This window comes from Labrenzia sp. THAF82, assembly GCF_009363435.1.
GTDB lineage: Bacteria > Pseudomonadota > Alphaproteobacteria > Rhizobiales > Stappiaceae > Roseibium > Roseibium porphyridii.
Genome location: NZ_CP045354.1, coordinates 6,211,389 through 6,233,798 on the forward strand (window position 1 = coordinate 6,211,389; position 22,410 = coordinate 6,233,798).

Annotated in this window: 24 protein-coding genes and 1 tRNA gene; 11 read left to right on the plus strand and 14 right to left on the minus strand. The window is 55.8% G+C overall.

Annotation, left to right across the window (positions count from 1 at the left end):
* Positions 1-10: 10 nt before the first annotated feature.
* Positions 11-844, minus strand: coding sequence for a hypothetical protein (locus tag FIV00_RS28585; protein WP_152503876.1), 834 nt, complete (start codon positions 842-844; stop codon positions 11-13).
* Positions 845-1,225: 381 nt separating this feature from the next.
* Between FIV00_RS28585 and FIV00_RS28590 the strand changes: the two genes are divergently transcribed.
* Positions 1,226-3,124 carry a PhoX family phosphatase gene (locus tag FIV00_RS28590; RefSeq protein ID WP_371419560.1) on the plus strand — a complete coding sequence of 633 codons (1,899 nt, stop codon included), beginning with the start codon at positions 1,226-1,228 and terminating at the stop codon, positions 3,122-3,124.
* Between the two features lie 84 nt (positions 3,125-3,208).
* Here the strand turns inward: FIV00_RS28590 and FIV00_RS28595 are convergent, their stop codons facing one another.
* The gene (locus tag FIV00_RS28595) at positions 3,209-3,775 is read right to left on the minus strand and encodes a hemerythrin domain-containing protein (RefSeq protein WP_152503878.1); all 567 of its coding nucleotides are present in this window, start codon (positions 3,773-3,775) and stop codon (positions 3,209-3,211) included.
* A 356-nt stretch (positions 3,776-4,131) separates the two neighbouring features.
* Between FIV00_RS28595 and FIV00_RS28600 the strand changes: the two genes are divergently transcribed.
* Positions 4,132-4,770: a 2-hydroxychromene-2-carboxylate isomerase gene (locus tag FIV00_RS28600; RefSeq protein ID WP_152503879.1), complete on the plus strand. Its 639-nt coding sequence runs from the start codon at positions 4,132-4,134 to the stop codon at positions 4,768-4,770.
* Between the two features lie 121 nt (positions 4,771-4,891).
* On the opposite strand, the gene FIV00_RS28605 is transcribed toward FIV00_RS28600, so the two are convergent.
* On the minus strand, positions 4,892-5,749 hold the full coding sequence (locus FIV00_RS28605; RefSeq protein WP_152503880.1) for an SDR family oxidoreductase: 858 nt from the start codon (positions 5,747-5,749) through the stop codon (positions 4,892-4,894).
* 249 nt (positions 5,750-5,998) lie between these two features.
* Here FIV00_RS28605 and FIV00_RS28610 point away from each other — a divergent pair, with 249 nt between their 5' ends.
* Positions 5,999-6,601, plus strand: a complete 603-nt coding sequence (locus FIV00_RS28610; protein WP_152503881.1) for a TetR/AcrR family transcriptional regulator — start codon at positions 5,999-6,001, stop codon at positions 6,599-6,601.
* A 54-nt stretch (positions 6,602-6,655) separates the two neighbouring features.
* Here FIV00_RS28610 and FIV00_RS28615 read toward each other — a convergent pair whose 3' ends face one another.
* A complete protein-coding gene (locus FIV00_RS28615; RefSeq protein ID WP_173006199.1) occupies positions 6,656-7,144 on the minus strand; it encodes a DUF3429 domain-containing protein in 489 nt (162 codons plus the stop codon).
* Positions 7,145-7,193: 49 nt separating this feature from the next.
* A complete protein-coding gene (locus FIV00_RS28620) occupies positions 7,194-7,649 on the minus strand; it encodes a DUF4174 domain-containing protein (protein WP_152503883.1) in 456 nt (151 codons plus the stop codon).
* A gap of 228 nt (positions 7,650-7,877) precedes the next feature.
* On the opposite strand from FIV00_RS28620, the gene FIV00_RS28625 reads away from it, so the two are divergent.
* Entirely contained in the window at positions 7,878-8,498 is a 621-nt protein-coding gene (locus FIV00_RS28625) for a glutathione peroxidase (RefSeq protein ID WP_152503884.1), read from the plus strand.
* Between the two features lie 102 nt (positions 8,499-8,600).
* Positions 8,601-8,951: a carboxymuconolactone decarboxylase family protein gene (locus tag FIV00_RS28630; protein ID WP_152503885.1), complete on the plus strand. Its 351-nt coding sequence runs from the start codon at positions 8,601-8,603 to the stop codon at positions 8,949-8,951.
* Positions 8,952-9,034: 83 nt separating this feature from the next.
* Here FIV00_RS28630 and FIV00_RS28635 read toward each other — a convergent pair whose 3' ends face one another.
* The 5 genes from FIV00_RS28635 to FIV00_RS28655 form a co-directional block, all read right to left on the minus strand.
* Positions 9,035-9,349 carry an antibiotic biosynthesis monooxygenase gene (locus tag FIV00_RS28635; RefSeq protein ID WP_152503886.1) on the minus strand — a complete coding sequence of 105 codons (315 nt, stop codon included), beginning with the start codon at positions 9,347-9,349 and terminating at the stop codon, positions 9,035-9,037.
* A gap of 87 nt (positions 9,350-9,436) precedes the next feature.
* Positions 9,437-10,267 (minus strand): TolB family protein, encoded by an 831-nt coding sequence (locus FIV00_RS28640; protein WP_152503887.1) that lies wholly within the window; start codon positions 10,265-10,267, stop codon positions 9,437-9,439.
* Between the two features lie 16 nt (positions 10,268-10,283).
* The gene (locus tag FIV00_RS28645; protein ID WP_152503888.1) at positions 10,284-11,450 is read right to left on the minus strand and encodes a glutathionylspermidine synthase family protein; all 1,167 of its coding nucleotides are present in this window, start codon (positions 11,448-11,450) and stop codon (positions 10,284-10,286) included.
* Positions 11,451-11,463: 13 nt separating this feature from the next.
* A complete protein-coding gene (locus FIV00_RS28650) occupies positions 11,464-12,135 on the minus strand; it encodes a PspA/IM30 family protein (protein WP_152503889.1) in 672 nt (223 codons plus the stop codon).
* A gap of 31 nt (positions 12,136-12,166) precedes the next feature.
* Positions 12,167-12,613 (minus strand): YjfI family protein, encoded by a 447-nt coding sequence (locus tag FIV00_RS28655; RefSeq protein WP_152503890.1) that lies wholly within the window; start codon positions 12,611-12,613, stop codon positions 12,167-12,169.
* 164 nt (positions 12,614-12,777) lie between these two features.
* Here FIV00_RS28655 and FIV00_RS28660 point away from each other — a divergent pair, with 164 nt between their 5' ends.
* The 4 genes from FIV00_RS28660 (at position 12,778) to FIV00_RS28675 (ending at position 15,543) form a co-directional block, all read left to right on the plus strand.
* On the plus strand, positions 12,778-13,833 hold the full coding sequence (locus FIV00_RS28660; RefSeq protein WP_152503891.1) for an ion channel: 1,056 nt from the start codon (positions 12,778-12,780) through the stop codon (positions 13,831-13,833).
* Positions 13,814-14,458, plus strand: coding sequence for a DUF2491 family protein (locus tag FIV00_RS28665; RefSeq protein WP_152503892.1), 645 nt, complete (start codon positions 13,814-13,816; stop codon positions 14,456-14,458). Before FIV00_RS28660 ends, FIV00_RS28665 begins: the two co-directional genes overlap by 20 nt.
* A gap of 28 nt (positions 14,459-14,486) precedes the next feature.
* A complete protein-coding gene (locus FIV00_RS28670; RefSeq protein ID WP_152503893.1) occupies positions 14,487-14,897 on the plus strand; it encodes a DUF350 domain-containing protein in 411 nt (136 codons plus the stop codon).
* Between the two features lie 73 nt (positions 14,898-14,970).
* Positions 14,971-15,543 (plus strand): DUF1190 domain-containing protein, encoded by a 573-nt coding sequence (locus FIV00_RS28675; RefSeq protein ID WP_152503894.1) that lies wholly within the window; start codon positions 14,971-14,973, stop codon positions 15,541-15,543.
* A gap of 67 nt (positions 15,544-15,610) precedes the next feature.
* Here the strand turns inward: FIV00_RS28675 and FIV00_RS28680 are convergent, their stop codons facing one another.
* The 4 genes from FIV00_RS28680 to FIV00_RS28695 all read right to left on the minus strand — a co-directional run bounded on the left by FIV00_RS28680 (position 15,611) and on the right by FIV00_RS28695 (position 19,897).
* A complete protein-coding gene (locus FIV00_RS28680) occupies positions 15,611-17,605 on the minus strand; it encodes an alkaline phosphatase family protein (protein WP_152503895.1) in 1,995 nt (664 codons plus the stop codon).
* Positions 17,595-18,944: a DUF2252 family protein gene (locus FIV00_RS28685; protein ID WP_152503896.1), complete on the minus strand. Its 1,350-nt coding sequence runs from the start codon at positions 18,942-18,944 to the stop codon at positions 17,595-17,597. The genes FIV00_RS28680 and FIV00_RS28685 overlap by 11 nt, the downstream gene beginning before the upstream one ends.
* A gap of 327 nt (positions 18,945-19,271) precedes the next feature.
* A tRNA-Ala gene (locus FIV00_RS28690) sits at positions 19,272-19,347 on the minus strand.
* A 151-nt stretch (positions 19,348-19,498) separates the two neighbouring features.
* A complete protein-coding gene (locus FIV00_RS28695) occupies positions 19,499-19,897 on the minus strand; it encodes a TIGR02300 family protein (RefSeq protein WP_152503897.1) in 399 nt (132 codons plus the stop codon).
* 314 nt (positions 19,898-20,211) lie between these two features.
* On the opposite strand from FIV00_RS28695, the gene aroA reads away from it, so the two are divergent.
* Positions 20,212-21,567 (plus strand): 3-phosphoshikimate 1-carboxyvinyltransferase, encoded by a 1,356-nt coding sequence (gene aroA / locus FIV00_RS28700; protein ID WP_152503898.1) that lies wholly within the window; start codon positions 20,212-20,214, stop codon positions 21,565-21,567.
* Positions 21,564-22,190: a (d)CMP kinase gene (cmk, locus tag FIV00_RS28705; protein WP_152503899.1), complete on the plus strand. Its 627-nt coding sequence runs from the start codon at positions 21,564-21,566 to the stop codon at positions 22,188-22,190. Before aroA ends, cmk begins: the two co-directional genes overlap by 4 nt.
* Positions 22,191-22,410: the final 220 nt, after the last annotated feature.

The following is a 22,410-nucleotide window of genomic DNA, read 5'->3' on the forward strand; positions in this document are numbered from 1 at the left end:
GGAACGAACTCTAGAACCAGAATCCTTCCCGGCGCCAGATCGTCAGATTGCCGCGAACGGGAGGTGACGGAGTTCCGCCTAGAATGGTGAATTCCATTCCACCGTTGATACCCTTGCCGCCAGTTTGCTTCAAGGTGACCCATTCATTGCATTGCGGGCCGCCGCTTGAGCTCTGACACATGTCGATGCGCACGCTCTTCTCATCGATCTTGTTCCAGACCCAGTCGACAATTGCGACATGACCATTCCAGACCATGAAGTCGAGCGGTTTCACTTCATGGACGTCATCGATGTTGATCTTGGCAACGTGCTTTGGATAGTTCTTAGGTGAAACGCCGTAGTACTTGTCCCACTCGCCGGTATAGATCAGGAAATTGGCTATGAAACCGATGCAATCCATGCCGAAGAAACGGTCCTGAACCATCTGCTGCAACGCTGCACGGTCCGACATCTTGTCAAAATACATTTTCTTGATCTTGCCGGTCTGCTCGACATCCTTGGAACCGTCCTTTTTTGCGCGTCCACAGACATCGACCTTGTATTTGTCCATCAGCTCCTTGTTCTTGAGCATGAAATTCCAGATCTTCACAAAGGCCTTGTCATTTCCCTGACCCTTCAGCGCCAGATCAATCGCCTTGCCGCCGACATGCTGATTGAGGTTGATGCCACTGGCATCCTTGATCCATCTGAAATTCTTATAAAAACTGGTCGCGCTGTCATTGCCGCCGTTGCCACGGTCCTTACAAAGATACTGACTCAGCTTGACAGGACCTGCACTGGTCTGGAGGCCCGGACTGGTGAGATGGTCTACGTAATGGTATGGCAGGAAAAAGGACTCAGCCACATTCACTCTCCCTAAATTGGCCCCCGCATTTGGCCCCTTTTCGGTGTCGTGACCAGCATCAGATCCCTGAGTACCGGCGTGGCTAAATTGCAAGGACAGCGGGGTCCTGTCTGTCTTCTACATCACACATTTCTCATCGATATACGTCGCAGCTTCCTTATTTGGACGCTGGATTGGGCTCACTCCTCACTATTTGCCTGATGACCGGGCAGCGAAGCTGAGCCGACTAATTTTCTTCGGTTTCCTGATTGCTGAGCAACAATTCATCGCCTAGTCTTCCATCATCGGCTTCGGCCGTCGACTTCACTACCTGTGATTGCAATTCGATTGATAGGCAGTTGCATGACGGATCAGTGCAGTCAAACTGAGGGAGAGAAAATCGTGACAAAATTTAAAGAACAAGAACAGTCATTCGACGAATTTGACGAAGCCATCAATCCGCCACCGGAAGTGACCGAATTCGACCATGTGGTCGATGAGGCCCTTTCCAGGCGCGGGTTCCTTGGGGGCGTCATGGCATTTGGTGCCGGATCGTTCGTGCTCGGCACTTCTGTCTTCGGTGCCGGAGAGGCCGCAGCGCAGAATTCTCGCCTGGGCTTCAAACAGGTGGCAGCCAACACGCTCGACGACATTACCTTGCCCGATGGCTATTCCAGCCATGTGGTTATTCGCTGGGGCGACCCGATGTTTTCCGGCGTTGCTGAATTCGACCATGCGACCCGCGGAAACGGCGAAAGCCAGGCCGGTGCTTATGGCGACAACATCGATGGTATGGCCCTCTTTGAACTTGGTGACGCGTCGGTTCTGGTCAACAACAACGAATATACCAACCGGAAGATCATTTGGGGCAATCGGCCGGAAGGAAAGTCGGAGACGGATGACGATGTCCTGAAGGGCATGATGGCGCATGGCGTCTCGGTGATCGAAATTGCCAAGGGCGACAATGGCTGGGCGCTGGTCAAGGACAGCAAATACAATCGGCGCATCACGCCTCAAACCGAAATGGAAATTACGGGGCCCGCAGCCGGTCATGCCTTGATGCAGACGGAAGCCGATCCGGCCGGAAAATTGACAAAGGGAACCTGGAACAACTGCGGCAATGGACGCACGCCCTGGGGTACCTATCTTGCCTGCGAGGAAAATTTCAACGGCTACTTCTCGTCATCAAATCCGGATATCGAGCGAACCGATGCGCAGAAGCGCTATGGGGTTAACGTTGAAGACTGGGGCTATGGCTGGGCCCAGATCGATGACCGGTTCGACATTGCCAAACACCCGAACGAATCCAATCGTGCGGGCTGGGTGGTCGAAATCGATCCGTCAGACCCGACATCGACACCCAAGAAGCGGACCGCACTGGGCCGGTTCAAGCACGAGAACGCCGAAGTCGTGGTCAATGGAGACGGACATATCGTTGTCTATATGGGTGATGATGAACGCGGCGAGTTCCTTTACCGGTTTATCTCCGACGGTGTATATGCCGAAGGCGCGGACAATTCCGATCTGTTGGCTGAAGGAACGCTTTATGCCGCGAAATTCCATCCAGACGGTACCGGTCAGTGGCTGGCGCTAACGCCAGAAACGACAGGCATGGCGTCGGCTGCCGAGGTTGTGATCAATGCCCGCACCGCTGGCTCCACAGTTGGCGCGACAACAATGGACCGGCCGGAATGGGTTGCTGCCAACCCGAAAAAAGCTGAGATCTATTGCGCTCTGACCAACAACAAGAACCGCGCAATCAAGCCCAATGCAGGCGGAGACCCAACCCCGGCTATGGGTCCTAACCCGCGCGCGGAAAACCACTATGGACAGATTGTGCGCTGGTGGCCTTCAGGCGGCAACCACACCAGCGACAGCTTCACCTGGGACCTTTTTGCTCTGGCTGGCAACCCGACTGTTCATCAGGACGCCTACGGCGGATCGGTGAACATCAATGAGGGCAACATGTTCAATTCGCCGGATGGGTTGTTCTTTGACACCAAGGGCCTGTTGTGGATCCAGACCGACGGCAATTACTCCAATGAGGAGGATTTTGCCGGACACGGAAACAACCAGATGCTGGTGGGTGACCCTGCGACCGGCGAAATCAAGCGGTTCCTGGTTGGCCCGAAAGAATGCGAAGTGACCGGTGCGGCAATGTCCAGCGACGGCAAAACACTTTTCGTTGGCATTCAGCACCCTGGCGAGCGTGGTGATTCGCATTGGCCTGAAGGCGGCGACAGTGTCCCACGTTCTGCCGTTATCGCGGTAACTCGGGATGACGGTGGCCAGCTCGGCTGACGTCACAGTTGATCGAACGAAAGACCGGCGCGGCAATTGCCGCGCCGGTCTCCTGAAAGCCAAGCGACTTTTTCAGATAGACGCTTATCCGCGTAGCCGATGATGCAAGATGATCGGCACGGCCAGTTCTTCCTCATCCGCCAGATGCCGGTCGAGAAAGGCTTCTATTGTTTCGGCAAGGCCGTGCAACAGACCGGCTTCTTCACGTGCCTGCGGTTCATCCAGCCGGGTCAACTTGATGGCCCGGTTTGCGGTCTCAGTGAACTCGTCCAGGACACGGTCGAGTTCCTGATGATCCTTTTCCAGGATTTCAAGACCTGCATCAAACCTGGGATCGGCGGCAGAGAGTTCCGGGAAATAGTTTCTGTCTTCCCAGGTATGATGACCGTGAAGGTTCGCGACCAAGGCATTTCCATAATATGACAGCCGTCCTGCATAGTCATCGGAAGCGCGCCCCTTGGCCAGATACAGCTCGGTTTCAGTCCGAACCAGCTCCCCAAGTTGGCGGAACATCTGATGTGCACCCAGCCAATGCCTGGTTTTGTCCTTGAAACCGGGATGCGCCTCCCAGCTGTCCCTTGGATAGTCATCCAGCAGAAGACGCATTTCTGCGGGCATGTCGTTTGTGCGTAAATTGAACGTCGGTGTCATCGTCTTCTCCTTTCTCCATCCTGTAGTTCCCGTAAAAACGCCTTTTCAGGCAGACCATCATCGGTGCATTCGACGCGACAGATTCGTGCATTTGTTTCCGGGACATCAGAAGAGCCTTATGTCGGCATGCCTTTACCGGAATTCCAGTTGTTCGGGTGCAATGCGGATATGCAGAATGTGCTTATGCCGGCAACCAATCGAGAGATTTACGTGTGGGACAGCGATGCTTCAGCTGCGCGATGGCGCAACTGTGAGCGGAATTCCATCTCGCCTGACTTGCATTTTCGGGAGATCGACCAGAGTGTTGACTCACTACAGTTCCAGACAACGCACACTCAGCGAGCTTCTTTCAGCCCATGGCAACGATCGAATATGTCTATTCCGCTCATTCCGGCTATGCCTATCTCGGTTCAGCGGAATTCATGCGGATTTGCGCCGACAATACCGTCACACTGATCCACAAACCAATCCTGCTGTCTCCCGTGATAGATGCCCAGCGGGCTCCCTCGTTTCGAGGCCGGACGCAACAGCACGTGGACTATTTTTTCGGTCGGGAAATTGAACGATGGGCCGAGTTTCGAAACGTACCCATCATCAATTATCGACCCAGCCAGCATGATGCCGACTACAGTCTTGCCTCGGGAATGATCCTTGCTCTTGGCGAAACCGGTCCGCAGACGGATGCCATGGCGCATGGGCTGTTGGAAGCCCATTGGCGTAACGACATGGATCTTTCAGATCTGTCTGGCCTGAAAGCGCTCGCCACCTCGCTAGGGCACGATGCTGATGCGCTTCTTGCAAAGGCAGGCTCAGAGGAAATGCAATCCAGGCTGCAAGCCAACACGCGTTGGGCGCAGGAGAAAAACGTTTTCGGTTCACCGACCTACATCGTTGATGGCGACCCTTTTTACGGGCAAGACCACCTTGAGCTGGTGAAGCGCGCACTTCATACGCCTTTCAAGGCTCCCGGTTGGTCAAATCCGCCCGTTAAATAATGTAAGCCTTTACCGGTCCTCTTGATTGGCGACCTGAAAGGTTGAAGTGCCAAGTCAGTCGGCAGTCCTGCCCTCTCTCCGGTGCTCAGTTCAAAAGTTCGCCGTTTTCAGGGAACAAAGTTCAGGACAACAGTTCCTGAATCACATGGGCCTGCTGCTTGCGACCGTCGGGATCTGCTGCCGTCTTGAAACGGGTGAACTCCTCACCCCATTTGGAGGTACGCTTTCGAATGGGCGGCTCATTCGCCTCGACACACTCAAGGACCACTGAGGCGACCTTTTCCGCTGTCTGGTAGATGTCGCTGCCTGCGGCCCTGCCCTGTGCGCCACCGATGTATTTCTGAAGGATGGGTAGATATTCATCCTCCAGCAGGCCACCGGTCTCCTCGACCTGTTTCATGACATTGGCTGCGAATTCGGACTGGATTCCGCCAGGCTCTATTGTTGTGAAATCGATGCCGAAATTCGGCGATACGTAACTGGCCAAAGCTTCTGTATATCCTTCGACCGCAAATTTGGCAGCGCAATAGATCTCATTGAACGGCTGACCGACCAGGCCGCCAACCGAGGAAACAGTGACGACGTGTCCTTTGCGCGCTTTGCGCATATGTGGAATGACCGCTTTGGTGCATCGGACAACGCCCATGAAATTGACGTCCATGACCCAGTTGATTTCTTCTTCGCTCGCCTGTTCCGTTGTGCGCACATATCCGGCACCGGCATTGTTGATCAGTGTGTCTATCCGCCCCGTGGTAGCAATCACATGTTCGACGGCGGCGTTGACGCTTGCACTGTCCTGAACATCCAGTTGCAACACTTTCAGCGATACGGCGGCATCTTCAGCTGCGGCATCGAGGTGAGACCGCTTGGAAAGGTTGCGCATCGTGGCATAGACCGTGTGACCTGCCTTGGCAGCCTGCACAGCGATTTCGACACCCAGACCCGTGGATGTGCCGGTGATGAGAATGACTTTGGACATGGCAGGTTTTCCTGAAAAATGACGGGTATTCGACGCACAGGCACAAACCATCTTCAGATCGGGTCGCGAGAGCCGCGAGTGGCGGCATCTATTGGTCCGCTGCGGATGCAGGGCTTGCCGCGTGTGCACCAGTAGCACTTTTAATTAATGAGCAATTGCTCATTGTCAATACGGATCGGCCAAATCAATCCATGGTGCAAATCGATCCGGATTGGTAAGTAGGAGGATAGCGAGCATCAGGAGACACACTTGGCGCGACCAAAGACAGGCGACAAACCGCAGGAATTGCGAAAGGCAACCGTTGACGAGGTGGCGGCAATCGGCTCCACAGCGGTTTCCGTCAACAAGGTTGCCGCGCGGGCCGGTCTGAGCGTCGGGACGATTTACAGGTATCACCGAAGCAAGGACGAGCTTCTGTTTGCGGTTTTCCTCGACGTCAAACGCGACATACATGACGCGATGATGTCGGCTGCTGCACAACACCAGGAAACAGCCGATCGCTTGCGGGCCATGTGGTTCGCCCTTGTCGACTATGGCTTTCGCGCACCTCGGGACTTTCAGATGGTTGAGCTGATGAGCACCGAGACGCGAATTCAAGCCAGCGACAATGAGGAACTCAAGCGGCTCATGTCCGAAGTTCTGGCTGAAATTCAACAAGGAATCGACGATGGGACGCTTGTGAAAGCGAATGTACGGACCATCGAAACAGTCCTGGCTTCGCCGGCAATTACGCTTGCGCGCCGCGTTGCGATGGGTCGCCAGGGCATCGACAAAGAAGAAGTGGATCGAATATTTTCATTGGTCTGGCGCGGCGTTGCCCACGACCAGTCAACCTTTCAGACCCGGACCTAGCTTGGACAGCATGCGGCCCGAAGCACATGCTCAGGCATCGTGGGCAATCGACCCTCAGATCAATGTGCCCATCAGACCGACCAGCAGCGAGGCCATGACCAGCAGGCTCAAAGGCATTCGGAGCTTCGGGTACCAGGAGGGTGCGTTACCTGACCGTGAAGCTGCAACGTCCTGGTAAAGCACAAGAGCGAAGGCTGCGACCATCACCAGCAAACCGGCAGACAAGGGCAGCAGCAACCCGGCCCAGGCTATCAGGGACGGAATGACGCTAAGCGTGAGACGCGTGACCTGATTGTCTGTCGCGCCTGTGTTGCTGATGGCGAGCCCCCACTGAATGCCTCCGAGAAACGAGAGAATGACTGCGCCGTAAAAAGCAATCGCCTGTGCGGCCCAATTCGACCAGCTTTCAGGTGCGAACACACATAGAAACGCCAGGCCTGCAAACGGTATTGCTCCCGTTCCACCTAGCCAGCGCGCTGCCACCGGCACGGTCGCCGGATTTTTCGGATCTCCAAAACCGGTAGCGCCTTGAGCTGAGGTCATCACAAAGGTTCTCCTGTTCCCTGGCGCTTTGTTTCCGAAGCGCAGTGTTTCAATTTTCCTGACGGCGCATTTCATCGCGGCGCATCGGCATCTGGTCGATCAGGGCAAAGACTTCGTTCGCTGACACAGGCTTGACAGAGCGTAATTTGATACCGGTGTCCTTTCCGAAAAGCATGATTTCAAAATGTTTGCCAGTCTTGCGCGCATAGTCTCTCAAGTCCGGACCGGAAACGTTGAGGTCAGGTCCGATCGAGGTATTCACTGCTTCGGAAACAACTTCCAACAGGATCAGGTGCCTCTCCTCAAACCCCTTTTGATAGCGCGCAAATTCGCTGCGCTGCGCGATCAGGTCCGTGTCCTCAACATGCGGTGCGAAAACAACAATCAAACGGTGCTTCCAGGCCCAGGCTTCTGGAACCTCTGCAGCGCTGGTCTGAGATGGCAGAAATGCTGCGGCAATGACGGCAAAGACTGCTTGAATGCCTTTCAAACTCCTGTTCGCCATATGTCAGTTCCTGTTCGCCATTCTCTGCGTTCAAAAAACCTACGCATGTCACATGTGATCGGATTTCATGCCAGAGTATATGAACCATGCTGATCTCCTTGGGTTCTGCCGCCTGCCGGGTGACTGAAACCGACCGTGAACCAAGTCGAAAGAAACTGCGTACATCAGGCATCTGAACGTGAACCTACGGCTGGCCAGCCCGTCCGCTTTTACAAGGACCTGTCAAGAATGACCCGTCGTCCCAGTCTTGCTTTTCTAAAGACCAAAGCTCTGAGAACGACTTCGGCTGCGCTTGTGTCGATCGGAACGGTTTTCGCACCATCGCCTGACAGTCACGCGGCTTCCGGGAAGCCAGTCACCTCGGCGCATGACTTCACATTCGAAATGGCATTCGGCGACCCGCTTTCCATGAAGGAATTTGCTGGAAAGGCCGTTTTGGTTGTCAACACCGCAACCGAGTGCGGGTTCAGCGGCCAGCTTTCCGGCCTGCAAGAACTTCACGAGCGCTATGAAGGTCAGGGACTTGATGTGCTGGGTGTGCCGTCCAACGATTTTGGCGGTCAGGAACCGCGTTCGGACGATGAAATTGCAAAGCTTTGCAAAGCTGAATATGGCGCGACTTTCACTATGACGGCCAAAACAGTTGTGAAAGGTGAGCACGCTCATCCGTTCTACCGATGGGCTGCGCAAGAGCTGGGTGTCACTGCCAGGCCATACTGGAACTTTCACAAGTACCTGATTGATCCAAACGGGCAACTGATTGCCTGGTTTGCGACGCCGACCTCGCCAACGTCCAGAAAACTGATCTCAGAGATTGAACGTGTGCTGCCCGGTGCGGCAAGAGGCTGAAACAGGCACACTCAGCCCTTCGGATTGCGCCACATCAACGCCGCCTCACTGACCCGCGCCTAGGTTTCTCCACCAGGAAGTCCAAACTTCAGGAGAAACGAGATGGCCGTATCCGATTGGGAAGCTTTCGTCACACAAACGGATGAGCGCATGGCGGCAGTTCGCAAAGGCGTGCCGGACGTCGCCAAAGGATTTGGTGCACTCGCCAAGGCCGCCACGGCACCCGGTGCTCTCGACGCAAAGACAAAGGAGCTTATTGCGCTGGCCATCGGCATCACTGCGCGATGCGACGGCTGCCTGGCATATCACGCCCGTGCGGCGGCTCGTCTTGGCGCAACCCGGGACGAGATCCTCGAGGTGATCGGCGTGTCCGTCTATATGGGTGGTGGCCCCTCAATGATTTATGGGGCTGAAGCGCTGGCCGCATTTGACGGCCTTGGCGAAGGCAGCTGAAGGCCTTGTTTGCACGACTGCTTGGGAGGCGTTCGTGACTGTGCACCTCCCTTGTCTGAAGCAGCTGCCAAAGAGCATTGGCCTCATTCACTCAGGATCGGCTCAAAGCCTTCAAACTGGGGATGGCCGACATATAGGCCCTTGTTGTTACCGGCGTTTTTGTGGGCTGCACGAAAATGCTCCGATTTCGTCCAGTTGACAAAATCCTCGCGGCTGTTCCAGACCGTGTGGGTCGCGTAAAGCGTCGTGCCATTTTCTTCGTCTTCAGGCCCCTTCAACAAATGGAATTTCTGAAATCCGGGGACGTCATTCAGCCTGGAATCCCGCTCACGCCAGACCGTTTCAAAAGCATCTTCCTGACCGTTCTTGATAGCGAAACGGTTCATGGCGATGAACATATTATCTCTCCGGGTTCGATTTCGGTGATGCTGCTCGAATAGTAAATATGACTATGAAATTCAAGTTACCTGAGCACGCGTTGACCCTCAAGGTTCATACCTGACATAGGCGAACCGGCGGCTGTCCGGCGCCCAGGAGGGAACATTCAACGTGCCCTGACCGCCAAAAAGGCTGAGCAGTGCATTGGGTTTTCCGCCCCCCGCCGGTAAAAGACGCAATTCCACATCCTTGTTGGCAGGATGGCCTGACGTACCCGCCTGATAGGCAAGATAGACGATATGTCGGCCATCGGGTGAAGGGTGCGGAAACCAGTTGACACGTTCATCCGCAGTCATGCGTTGAAGATCCGATCCGTCCGGCCGCATTCGCCAAAGCTGAACATCGCCGTCCTTTTCACCATTGAACCAGATCCAGTTGCCGTCCGGCGAATAATCCGGACCATCGCAATGGTCGAAGTCTGTTGTCAGCTGCGTTTCTTCACCGCCCGCGACAGAGCAAGTAAATACCTGGAACGAACCGCGCGTCTCTTCGCGCTTGCCGACATAAGCCAGCGTCTGGCCGTCTGGAGCCCATCCATGCCAATAAGATGGCGTTTTTGATGTCACACGCACCGGCACGCCGCCATCGACCGGAAGCGTATAGATGCAGCTTTCCGGTGTTCGGGACGCATCACTGATGACGAGCCACCGTCCGTCCGGCGACAAACCGTGATCGTTGTTGAGTGCCGTTGCAAAACCGGTGTCAATTTCAATCAAGGAAGGTGCGGCAATTGGCAGTCGGAAGAGACGGCCGTTACCATTTACCACCAGGGTTTCACCATCGGGCGTCCAGTTTGGTGCTTCCAGGTGGCGCTCTGTCTCATAAATGATGGTTTCCCTGCCGGTTGCGATATCAAGCGTTGCAACAATGCTTTTCAAAGTCCGCTCCCGCGCGTCAGTTTTCCTGGATCACATGAGGCACAAAGCGTGAAAGATCCTGTGTGATCGGATGGCTGTCTTCACGGATACAGATGCCGGAAGCCTGACCACCAATGATCCAGGAACCGATCATCGCGTAGTCGTCTCCGAATTTCGGGGGCTCCGTATAGGCCTGCAGAATATGCCCCTCAGCACCATAGCTTCCCGGTGTCGTCAACTCCTCATCGCCGATCCCGCGCAAGGTTATGTTGGCACCTTCTCGGCTGAAAAAGGGCTTGCGAACATGCGCACCCGCCAGAAACGCCTCGTCGGCTTCCCCTTCGAAGAAAGAGGGCAGCAAATTTGGATGCTCCGGAAACATTTCCCAAAGCAGCGGCAGAATTGCCTTGTTTGAGAGTATCGCCTTCCACGGAGGCTCTATCAGCTGCACCGGAGCGCCGGGCAGATACGGTCCATAGTCCTCCCGGAACATGTCTTCGTAGGGATACAACTTGAACAGCGCATCGATGACAAATGCATCGCCGTCTGCAAACCGGCCCTGCTCGTCAACGCCGATGTCCTCAACCGCGACAAAATGCGGGATTAGTCCCGCCTGCTTTGAACAGTCTTCCAGGTAGCGAACTGTCGCACGGTCTTCGTCATGATCCTTCGAGGATGCAAAATGAATGTGGAAACCCGGAGCAAACATGGCCGCGAATCGTTCAATCAAGCGGTCCTGCACCGAATTGAACTGATCAGTGTCTTCCGGCAGCACACCGGCCTTGATCTGTTCTTCCAGCCACATCCACTGGAAGAAGCCGGTCTCGTAAAGAGCCGTGGGTGTGTCGGCATTGAATTCCAGCAGTTTTGCTGGCCCTGTGCCATTGTAGAAGAAGTCGAAACGGCCGTAGAGCGAAGGCGTTTCGGCTTCCCAGGATTGCCGGATCCAGGACCGGTAATCCTGCGGTATTGCGATCTTCTGTAAAAGCGCGTCGTCCCGAACAATCCGATCCACAAGCTCCAGACACATGCCATATAGTTCTTGCGATGGATCCTCGATATCGTCCTCGATCTCCTTGAGAGAGAACGAATAGGCCCTGCTTTCGTCCCAGTACGGCGCGCCATACATGGTGTGAAAGCCGAAGCCGAGCTTCTCAGCCTCTTCTTTCCAGCCGGGTCTTTCGGGAAGCTCTAACCGTTTCATTGCAGAGGGCGGATCAGAGTTTTTCCAACAACGCCTGAACATCATTGCGCTGGGGGTTTTCCAGAGCCTTGATCTTTGCCTCCAGATCAGCGCCGCTTTCAAGTCGGGCTTCCTCGTCAGCTGCTTCCAAGATCGCCTGCTGCTCGGCCTGGCGTTGCTCAAGCCTGGAAAGGCTGTCGACGGCACTCGCCAGTTTTCCATCCGAGGCAGTGGTGTTGGTGGACGCAGCTTTCTGCGCCTTGATCAGGGCTTCGTTTGCCTTGGCGCTTTCCATCTTGCGCTGAAGCGTTTCGATCTTGTTTTCCGACTGGCGGATGGTGCTGTCCATGCGCTCTTCGGTGGACTTATACTGATCGAAGAGGGCCTGATCGGCCTCGGCCTTGTCTCGCAATTTCAGAATGCTTTCGATGATCTGAACCGCCAATGGCTCGTCACCCTGCGCCTTCGCGGTGCGTGCAGCCTCGGTGCGACGCTCAATCTCGCTCATCAATTCAGCGACCGATTTTTCCTTCAGTTTGCGGTTGGCCACCATGCGGGCCTTTTCGTCCTTGGCCGCAGATATCGCCTGCCTCGCCTCGCGAACTTCCTGCTCCAGGATTGTCATCAGGTTCGCATCTTGAATGGATTCGGCCGCGTCATTGGCATGGCCCTTGAACGCTGTGATCAATTTGCCCCAAACACTCATGTTCCAGATTTCCTTGCTTGATGAAACGGCTTTAAATTGCAGCGCTGACCTTGGGGCCAACGTCGGCGGCGAGTTCAAGCGCACTGTTGGAAATAGTGCGCAGCTCCGTTTCGACGGAATCCAGTGTCGAACGTACCGACATCGCGCCAAACAGTTCGTAATACTCGCGACCGTCGATCATATCGATGGAGAGCGCACATAGCGGCAGAAGCTTCTTGTGGTTGCGCAGCATCATTGCCTCGAACGCGCCCGGATTGTCCTGTGCGTCGCGCGGCCAAAGCACAGTCGACGTCAGGATCTGGGTCTCACCAAGAGCCATGAAAAGCGTGATTTCGCCTGCGGAGCGGAGTTGAACCTCAAGAACATCCGATTGTGCTTCGTTGATCTTGCAGCTGATCTCACCTTCTGCGAATGACTCCGACGCTTCGAGCGCGTCCTTGAGTTCCTGCAATGTCCAGGGGGTCTGCCGTGCGTTCATCCAATCGCCTCCAGATTTTTCGCCGGGTCCACTCCCAGCATCGAACAAGTAGAAGTGAAACCAGACCGTTTCAAGCGGTTTTTGTCATCGGCCTGCGCGTTTGACAACCAGCGTCCCTCTCGTCACATTATGGGCCGAACACAAGCGGGGGCCATTAGCGCGCTGTGCCACTACTGCAACTCGTCATATCACGACTTTATCAGCACATACTGGAGCTCAAGCTCTGGCTGCTGTCGACATTAATTTGCGGATATCTGCTGATCTCCTGGCTCCTGTTTTTTCTTGCGGGCGAAGCGGGACTGACCAGCAACCCGCTGACTTTTATCTATTTCGCCGCCACGACCGCTTCAACAGTCGGGTATGGCGACCTTTCACCGGAGACCGAGGCCGGGCGCATGGTTGCCGCCTTCTGGTTTTTTCCGGGGGCCCTTTTGATATTCTCTGCAGTTCTCGGCCGGCTGACAGGCATGCTTGTGGAAGGAGTGAGACGTATGGCTGACGGAAACGGTAACTACGAACGTATTCAGAACGCCACGGTCATCGTTGGATATCACCGGGACAAGACCCCCCTCATGGTTGAGAACCTGGTCGCGGGTCAGGACGGTGACGAAAAGATCATCATTCTTGCAAGCGAAAAGAACGTCGAAGTGCCGGAGGGTGTCCGCTTTGTCAGGGCTGAACGACTGGACGCACTGCAATCACTGCGCCGCGCTGCCATTGCCGGTTCGCAGAAAGTGCTCGTCTATGCGGCAACGGATGCGGAAACCTTCAACACCTGTCTAGCGATTCGAGAGCTGAATGAAGTTGTTCATATCGCGGCTTATTTCGAAGACAGAGACACTGCAAAACGGGCGGGAAAACTGGCCAATATCGAACCGGTGGTCTCCAATGCCTGCGAAGCACTGGTGCGTGCCGCGCAAGACCCGGGGGCCGGTGAAATTCTGATGGCCCTTTCCACAGCTGGCCTCGGCGCAACGATTTATTCAGCCGTTGTCGAGGCAGACAACCCGACGGCGACCGGTATTCTGGAAAAGGCTCTCGCAGGATCGGAAGGAACGTTGATTGCCGTCTCTCAGCCTGAGGACAAAAGCTTTGTCTTCCGGCCCTTCCCGGACAGTTTGAAGTCCGGCGGATCGGTATATTACCTTGCCAACAAACGGCTCAGTGCGAGTGAGATCACAGCGGGGCTGGAGGGAGCCGATGTTCGGATCACTGTTTAAGCGCAACAAGGAATGGCAGCCTCCCGAAGTTCTCGGACTGACAATCGGGCGCGGTATCACATTCGACCCGATCGCGCTCCGCCTGCTGCCGGAAGACAGCCTGATCGAACGACCCGATTCAACGCTCATGATCACCGCACAAGGCCATTGTGACCTTGGCGAACAATCCCACATGCACCGCTTTTATCCCGATGACGATCGGTTTCTGATCCAGTTTCAGGGAGGTGACGGCCAGAGCGACGAGCGTGTCGATGAAATAATGCTCTGGTATTTTTATGACGTGCAGTATCCGTCAGGCGATCAGGAATGGAACCGCCTGAAACAGTCCATTCGCCAGAACAGCTACACGCTGGAAGGCGAAGACGGCAACCATCGGTATGAGCGCGCCTGGTTCGATACTTCAACCGGCCCGGAGGATCCGATGACTTATTGGGAGGAGGTCTGCGACGACCGGTCTGGCAGCGGTCGCAGGCGAATCTTCCAAACCGCCATGTTGTATGCGCGCGGCCTGAAAGACGGTCGCGATGAAATGCTTCTTATAAATATGGAAGAGCCGGACAATGCGGAACGCAGCATTGCGTTCATGATCGGCTTTCCCCTCGAACGACATAATTTTTCAGTTTAATTCACTTCTGACTTCAGTGGAGACCAAAATGGCCGACCTTCAGGCGTCCCTCACAGGCATTCTTCCCTTTATCGCCTATTTTGCCGCAGCAATCGCAATGCTGCTGATTTTCATGAAAATCTACACCGTCATGACACCGCATGACGAAATGGCCTTGATCAAGGAAAACAATGTTTCGGCATCGGTCGTCTTCAGCGCGGCTTTTCTCGGTTTCTCTTTGCCGCTCGCCAGCGCTGCGGCCAACTCGCTGAACATTGTAGATTTCATTATCTGGGGCATTATCGCCTGTATCGCGCAGCTCGTCGTCTATCAGATTTTTCGTCGCTTCTACCCAAAGATCACCGACCGCATTGAACGAGGTGAAATTGCGATCAGCATCAAGCTCGCGGCCATTTCGATCACTGTCGGCCTCCTGAACGCAGCCTGCATCACCTACTGACAATCCTGGACGAACGTATCCGAGACAATTGTCCAAATTGCATCAGACCGATTTGACGGTCGGGAGAAAATTCATGAAACGCTCGAAGTCGATCAAGCTGGTGGTCATGGCAACGACATCAGTCACGCTTGCCAGCTGCTCCGATGAACCGGACCTCGAAGGCCGGGTCTACAAGACCGAAGAAGAGTGCGTTACCGACAGCTTTGTTCCAGATGAAGTCTGCGCACAGGTCATTTCGGCCGGCAAGCAGATTCACCAGACCTCGGGGCCACGCTACAACACAGTCAATCTGTGCGACGAACAACACGGCAACAATTCCTGCCTTTTCGAAACGGAAAGCGGACGCGATTTTTATTCGCCGCAACCGTCCGGCTATTTCGTGACCGGGGCTCTTGCCGGACTGACAGGTGCTGTCGCCAGCCAGGCTCTGATGAACAACATCAGGCCGGTTTATCCGGAGCGTGGCAGTAGGCGCTACTATACATCCGGCGGATATTATGTCGGCAGCTACAGCGGTGGCAGCTGGCGAACATACAACGATGCTGTCAAGACGGCGCCCAAGCCCGCGAGAGTTCAGACCAGAACATCCGTTGCCTCGCGTGGCGGTTTCGGCAGCCGATCCAGTTCCGGATCCCGCGGCGGCTAGGCCGTTTCCACATCTTTAGGACAATGGCCGGATTGGTGTTCTGTCCGGCCACCTCTTTGGTGTGTCTCTAGTCCAGCCGCGCTTCCTTTTCACGGCGTTCAAACGGCACTGTTCTACCATCTGCCGTCAGCTGGCAAATGGAGGTTGGCGCACCGTCTTCGTCGAGTTCGACCAGTCCGATACCGGACGCGTTCAAGATCCGTTGCCCATGCGGTGTTCCTACCGGCTTGCGCGGGATGACGCGCATGCCCCTGCGCTTGGTGAACCAATTCAGCGGTGACCGCGGGGCAAAGGCCCACCTGTTGCAGAAGTCGAAAACACGGATCAGTTTTTCCGGCCAGGTATTCTTGATGCCGGAACTGCAGATCTGCCAAATCTGCGGGCTGTCCGGTTCTTCGCCATTCAGGCTCGGTGTCACCTGGCGCAGCTCAACGTCATAGACAAAGGAATAGTGGACGTCACCTGACAGGATCACAAAATGCCTGGGCGTATTGCGGTGGCGGAAAACATTCAAGATTGCGCCTGCTGTTCCCGCATGCGCCATCCAATACTCGGCATCAACCATCAGTGGTTTGCCGATGACGGTGAAGAATTTCTGGACAGTCTCAATGAGTTTGACACCAAAGATCGGCGCAGCGGACACCAGGAGGACAGAGTTCTTGCCGCGCAGGTGAGACTGAAGATCCGTTGCCGCTTCCCAGTCCAGCAAGCCGGACGGATAATGTGAATTGCGCTCCGAACGCCACCGGCGGGTGCGCGTGTCCAGAACGATCAACGGCGGATCGGTTTGCCATTGATAGTCCCAGTCCTCCAGAGCCAGAAGGCCTGTGATCGCTGCTTCGTGGCTATCTGACCCAGGGTCAGACAACGCATCGCGCACGAACGCTTCCTGGGTCTTGCGGAAGGTTTGCGGGCAATTGCCCCAACCCTGGTTCAGCGCATAGGCGATAATCGCGTTGCCGATCACCCGCCGGGCCAAAGGGTGCCCATAGGCGGCCTGCTCCCAGGCAAGCGACAGGTTCCAGTCGTCCGTCACATCGTGATCGTCGAAAATCATTGCCGTCGGAAGGTGGGCCATCAGCCGCCTTACGGCCGGGAGGTCCGAAACGAAGGCCTTCAAGGTCTCCGTTTCTTCCGCATACATCTTCATTTCCTTGTCGGTCAGGCCATCAGGTGCCTGGAAGTCCGGCATGTCCTGCCAGACGGACGGCGACCAGACCAAAAGATACATGGCCAGCATTTCCGCCAAGGTGAAGAGATGATTACGGGCATGCAGGGAGGTGAAGATCGGTTTGCTCGTACCGCCGAAGAGAACGTCAAACACCCTTGCGTTCTGATCGATTTTCGGCAGCAACCCGTCGCGGCGATAGAGATAGCCACCAGCCGCATGCAAGGCATGGCCAGACTCGGGAAGGCCGGTATCCAGACCGCTCAGGGTTTCGTCATGCAGACCAAGCTTCTGAGAAAGTGCCCCGATCGCCTGCACCATCGGACCGGCCACGTCATCCACATAGACCTGATCGCCGCTCATGACCAAAAGCGATGGCCAGCCTTCCTCATTCGTGCCAGGGGTCTCGCTGGTCGGAAGGCGCGCTTTCAAATGGGCATCGGCGGCAACCAGACCGTCGCCGGCTTCGCTGTGCGGTTTGCGGCAGGAACCGTGCAACAGGGACTTGATCCTTTGGGGCACCATGAACCCGGGGCGACCGACGCCCGGATAGGTAAGATCGGGTGCCCAGATCGTGTGATCCTGCCAGCCGCTCTCCTGATCGTCTTCAAGTTCCAGGCTGATCCGATAGCTGATCCAGGTTTCAGCGGGGAGCGGTGCGTCAATCGGCACATCGATCAGGAGATAGTGCAGCCTTTCGCCCGCACTAATGCAGGTTAGTTTTTCGGTGCCGGGCGTCAGAACAAATTCCATCACCTCTGAGGCTTCCGCCTGCAGCTCCAGTTTCACACGGGCGGGTGCGCGCACGGCCAGCCAGATGGCCACGCTGTCTGGCGTCACCTTACGCAGGATCGGGCCTGCCAAAACTGCGGGAAGGCCCATCTCAGGCTGCATGTGCGTCTCCGTCTGCCCCTATCATTTTCAACAACAACGCATGATCGCGCCTGGTCTGGGCAGCGTAACGTCGTGCAATTGCAATCAGGTCTTTCCGTGTGGCTTTCAGGGCCGACGCCATGGCCCGCTCAAAGCGCACCGAGCGACGATCACCACGAGAATGTGTTCGTGCAAGAGTGACACCACAAGCTTCTGCATAATCCTTGAGCGCCTTCGCCGGTTTCCCGGTGCGCAACAGGTCCTCAGGATCCACTGTCAGTCTTGCGTGATGGCGCGAGCGCACAAGCCAGTGCAAACCGCTCCAAACGACCTCATCCAGCACAAGATCAGGACGGCGCATCATACGACGCTGACAGTCCACAGTCAGATGCGCCGGATTCATCCGGTTGACCGGTGAAAGGTCCGGAAAATGATGGATGACTGCAGCTTCGCGTTGTTGCTTCACTTCAACGACATGGGTTTCCCTGAAAGTCTCGGCGTCAGGAGCTGCGTCCGGCCCAACCAGAAAGTAGTACCGTTCGACGCTGAGCGACCCGGTGCCCGCCCCGATGCGCCTTGCGACATCCAGCACGTCATCATCGAAATGCGGCCCGAACACCTGCCTCAGCTCGCCCGCAAGATCAGGGCTGACCTTGGCAAGTTTGTCGGAGGATGGATCGAAACGAAACCCGGCTGCTGTCCGCCTCGTCAGTTTGGCGACAGACGACTTTTTCTTAAAATGTTTACCACCTGCAGACCTGGCTTGCGCCTTTTGGATATGCTTTCTCAGGAAGTGCCCGCTGGTAAAACGCTTCAATGCCTCGTCGCGCTTGTCAGTATCCTTCACGATCTGACCCAATGTCTTGCGATAGGACTTGAGGAAGCGTTTTGACGCTCCTTCGGCATCCTTCCGGGTCGGGTGAGTAGTGTTTTTGAATTTCTTCTCGTTGCGATACCGCCCGGCAACGAGACCTTCCAGAAAATCCGCAACCAAAAACAACGACACACAAAACCGCATCAGATCGAAAGCAGCGTGGCCCGCAGCAGCATCGTCATAATCGTTGGGTGCCCAGATCACCGTATCTCCGTAGCTGCCGTTTTCGGTAAGGAAGCCGAAATTCGCCAAATGACAGTCGCCCACAATGCGTGTCAGCGGCACCTCGAGGAGTACGCTTGGCAGACTGAAGGTTCCAACGGAAAGATCGGCATAAAAGAGCTGAGAAGCACCGCGCAGAAACTGAAACGGTGACGCAGCCATTTTGACATGTTTTGCCAGCACAGGACGTGCATCCGGCGCAGCACCGTCAATGCGCTGAAGCTCCTGTGAAATCAACAACTGGCGTTTTCTGCGCGCGTTCATTCGATGCCTTAAGTGCGATGTGCAACCGGATGCCGACCCGGTTCTGAAAACCTCTCTGGCAATCTCACATATGTTTACAACATCGCGCTGGCAACCAGGCTGATACAATCGGCGACAAAGAGCCGTGTTGTGCGGTCCGAGCGGCGGCAAAGAATATCAGAAGCAGGCAACGGTACCGGCATCGCCCAGCAAGGCCCTCAAGCCTCCGCTCAGAATAGATATTCCGAGTTCGCCTGCTTTGCGACAACACCGATCAAGCAGCAAAGGCAAATGCGAAACTGCCAGTGATTGCATTTGGGATATTCATGAAAGGGAGTTGTGAAGGAATGGTGGAGCCAAGGGGAATCGAACCCCTGACCTCTTCGCTGCCAGCGAAGCGCTCTCCCAGCTGAGCTATGGCCCCATGTTCCATGTGCGTCCGGGTTGGGATCCCGGCGCTGATGGGGGCGGAACATAGTCACACCGCCCCACAAGATCAAGCAGAAAATCGCCGTTCAGTCTTCGGCTTGTAGAGATTTGCACACACAAGCCGAAATCTTTTTTAAGTCAACCAGTTACCGGTCGGTATCTTCGTCAATCTCGACGCGGATACCCGGTACGGCTTCGTCGTCTTCATCTTCATCGTCGATGAAAACATCGTCGCTGCTATCGTCGTCGTCTTCCTCAAGATCCACGTCGGTATCGTCGATATCCGGCACATCGTCGCCGTCAGAACCTTCCGCTTCCGCATCCGCTTCTTCCAGGGTCACGATTTCCGGTGCGGCGGTGTCTTCCTCTTCTTCATCGTCTTCCGGTTTTTCCTCAACCTTGGCCGCCTTGGCCGCACGAGAGGTCATCACCGCTTCGAAAACGGTACCGCATTTCGGGCACGTAACCGGTTCCCGATTGAGATCGTAGTATTTTGCGCCGCAGCTCGGGCACAGTCGCTTTGTGCCAAGTTCAGGTTTTGCCACTGTGCTTACCCTTCGTTTTATCTAGCCGACTTGAATTGGTGGGCAGCCCCATAGCTGCAAGCCGTTTCGCTGTCAAAGGCAAATCGATAGAAAAATGTTCGTTGACCCATTGTTCTGCATGTTGTCGGAAAAATTTCAAGCGTCAGCCCGGTTTTCCCCACTCGCTTTTTTGTCATACACAACTGCCTGGCAACAGTGATCCGGCGCACAGAATGCCGTTAGCTGAGAATTGCATGGGAAAAGATGACGAAGCCGCATTCGCGTGATAGGACGTGGCACCTTTTGACAACCGATCCAATCCGCGGACATTCAAAATGTCACATAACAACGCGCCTGCGCCCCTCACCACCAGCTCAGGCAGCCCCCTGACCGGCACTATCCGGGTGCCGGGCGACAAATCCATCTCGCACAGATCGCTGATGTTCGGAGCGCTTGCTGTCGGCCGGACGACGGTGACAGGACTTCTGGAATCAGAAGATGTTCTGGCAACCGCCGACGCCATGCGCGCCGTTGGCGCGACAATCGAAAAACATGACGATGGCCGTTTCACGGTCGACGGCATCGGCCTTGGCAGTCTGCTTGAGCCGGAAAGCGTTATCGACTTCGGGAATGCAGGCACGGGCGTCCGCCTGACCATGGGCATCTTTGGCAGTCACAATATCGCCGCCACCTTTGTCGGTGATGCATCCTTGTCGAAGCGACCGATGGGCCGCGTTCTCAATCCGTTGCGCGACATGGGCACACGTGTGATTGCCCGCGATGGCGACCGTTTGCCGGCGTCGATCCGGGGTGCAGAGCTGGCGATGCCAATCACCTATCGTGTACCGATGCCATCCGCCCAGGTGAAATCCGCCGTCTTGCTGGCCGGGCTTAATGCGCCGGGTGAGACAACGGTTATCGAACCGATCGCAACGCGCGATCACACGGAAAAGATGCTGAAGGGTTTCGGCGCCCAGATCAGCGTTTCACTGAATGACGACGGTGAACGGGTGATCAAGCTTCAGGGACAGCCTGAGTTGAAGCCCCAGGACATTGACGTGCCAGGTGATCCGTCTTCTGCGGGCTTCCCGCTTGTTGCTGCCCTGATTGTCCCGGGCTCTGACGTCACCATTGAGAACGTTCTTTTGAACGAACATCGCACCGGTCTGATCACAACGCTGATCGAGATGGGTGGTGATATCGAGATCGTCAACAAGCGCGAAACCGGAGGCGAAGAAGTCGGGGACCTTCGCGTGAAGTCCAGCTCGCTGAAGGGCATCACCGTGCCCGCTGACCGGGCACCCTCAATGATCGACGAATATCCTGTTCTTGCGATTGCCGCGGCTTTTGCCGAAGGCGATACATTCATGCCCGGGCTGGAAGAATTGCGGGTCAAGGAGTCCGATCGGCTGGCGGCTGTTGCGCGCGGGCTGGAAGCCAATGGCATCCCCTGCATCGAAACGGAAGACACGCTGACTGTCACGGGTGGTGCCAATGCGATAGGCGGCGGCACAGTCACGACGCATCTGGACCATCGCATTGCCATGGCATTCCTGGTTCTCGGCATGGCGGCGCACAAACCGGTAACTGTCGACGACGGTGCCGTGATCGCGACCAGCTTTCCCACTTTCACGACCTTGTTCGAAGATTTGGGCGCTTCGCTGTCCGATAATGCCAGCGAGGCCGCATGATCATCGCTATCGACGGGCCGGCAGCGTCCGGCAAGGGCACTCTTTCCCGGAGGCTTGCAGATCACCTCGGCCTGAGACACCTGGATACCGGCCTGACCTATCGGGCTGTTGCAGCCGCCCTGCTGGCCAAGGGCCTGCCACTTGGTGATGAAGCAATTGCAATCGAGATCGCCCAAAATCTGGATCTTGCGCAAATGGACAAGAGCGTCCTCTCGGCGCATGAAATCGGTGAAGCTGCATCTCGCATAGCTGTTTTGGGTGGGCTGCGCGAAGAACTCGTCAATCTGCAGCGCCGCTTTGCCGAAACGCCTCCAGGCGCCGTTCTCGACGGGCGCGACATCGGCACGGTCGTTTGCCCCAATGCGTCGGTGAAGCTCTTTGTGACTGCCTCGGCAGAAGCGCGCGCACGCCGACGCACCGACGAAATGATTTCCAAAGGCCAGGACGCCAATTACGCCTCCGTTCTGGACGATTTGAAGCGCCGCGACGAACGTGACAGCCAAAGAACTGTCGCGCCAATGAAACAAGCGGACGATGCGGTCTTGCTTGATACGACAGAAATGGATATAGAGACCGCGTTCCAGGCAGCTGTGGATATCGTGTCCCGGGCCAAGGATTGCTAGATAGCAATGTGGGGTTCACCTTTGGTGCGCCCCTGTTCGTGCATCCGGAACGGACAGGCTGAAAGGCCAAAGGTTCTTTAATAGAACACCTAAGAGACTTCGGCAGGACGCAGCCAAAACCGCGCCCTGTGACGAAACCGGATTTTCCGGCTCCCGCCCCGCCGGCCCGCTTCTTGTAAGCGGAAGGATCAGCGAGAACGCGATCCCGGGAGAAGGCCAA

Excerpts from the sequence above, each read along its gene's own strand:
- FIV00_RS28595 (WP_152503878.1), bottom strand. The coding sequence starts at position 3,775 with ATGACACCGACGTTCAATTTACGCACAAACGACATGCCCGCAGAAATG.
- FIV00_RS28600 (WP_152503879.1), top strand. The coding sequence starts at position 4,132 with ATGGCAACGATCGAATATGTCTATTCCGCTCATTCCGGCTATGCCTAT.
- FIV00_RS28605 (WP_152503880.1), bottom strand. The coding sequence starts at position 5,749 with ATGTCCAAAGTCATTCTCATCACCGGCACATCCACGGGTCTGGGTGTC.
- FIV00_RS28615 (WP_173006199.1), bottom strand. The coding sequence starts at position 7,144 with ATGACCTCAGCTCAAGGCGCTACCGGTTTTGGAGATCCGAAAAATCCG.
- FIV00_RS28620 (WP_152503883.1), bottom strand. The coding sequence starts at position 7,649 with ATGGCGAACAGGAGTTTGAAAGGCATTCAAGCAGTCTTTGCCGTCATT.
- FIV00_RS28625 (WP_152503884.1), top strand. The coding sequence starts at position 7,878 with ATGACCCGTCGTCCCAGTCTTGCTTTTCTAAAGACCAAAGCTCTGAGA.
- FIV00_RS28630 (WP_152503885.1), top strand. The coding sequence starts at position 8,601 with ATGGCCGTATCCGATTGGGAAGCTTTCGTCACACAAACGGATGAGCGC.
- FIV00_RS28635 (WP_152503886.1), bottom strand. The coding sequence starts at position 9,349 with ATGTTCATCGCCATGAACCGTTTCGCTATCAAGAACGGTCAGGAAGAT.
- FIV00_RS28645 (WP_152503888.1), bottom strand. The coding sequence starts at position 11,450 with ATGAAACGGTTAGAGCTTCCCGAAAGACCCGGCTGGAAAGAAGAGGCT.
- FIV00_RS28650 (WP_152503889.1), bottom strand. The coding sequence starts at position 12,135 with ATGAGTGTTTGGGGCAAATTGATCACAGCGTTCAAGGGCCATGCCAAT.
- FIV00_RS28655 (WP_152503890.1), bottom strand. The coding sequence starts at position 12,613 with ATGAACGCACGGCAGACCCCCTGGACATTGCAGGAACTCAAGGACGCG.
- FIV00_RS28665 (WP_152503892.1), top strand. The coding sequence starts at position 13,814 with ATGTTCGGATCACTGTTTAAGCGCAACAAGGAATGGCAGCCTCCCGAA.
- FIV00_RS28670 (WP_152503893.1), top strand. The coding sequence starts at position 14,487 with ATGGCCGACCTTCAGGCGTCCCTCACAGGCATTCTTCCCTTTATCGCC.
- FIV00_RS28675 (WP_152503894.1), top strand. The coding sequence starts at position 14,971 with ATGAAACGCTCGAAGTCGATCAAGCTGGTGGTCATGGCAACGACATCA.
- FIV00_RS28680 (WP_152503895.1), bottom strand. The coding sequence starts at position 17,605 with ATGCAGCCTGAGATGGGCCTTCCCGCAGTTTTGGCAGGCCCGATCCTG.
- FIV00_RS28685 (WP_152503896.1), bottom strand. The coding sequence starts at position 18,944 with ATGAACGCGCGCAGAAAACGCCAGTTGTTGATTTCACAGGAGCTTCAG.
- aroA (WP_152503898.1), top strand. The coding sequence starts at position 20,212 with ATGTCACATAACAACGCGCCTGCGCCCCTCACCACCAGCTCAGGCAGC.
- cmk (WP_152503899.1), top strand. The coding sequence starts at position 21,564 with ATGATCATCGCTATCGACGGGCCGGCAGCGTCCGGCAAGGGCACTCTT.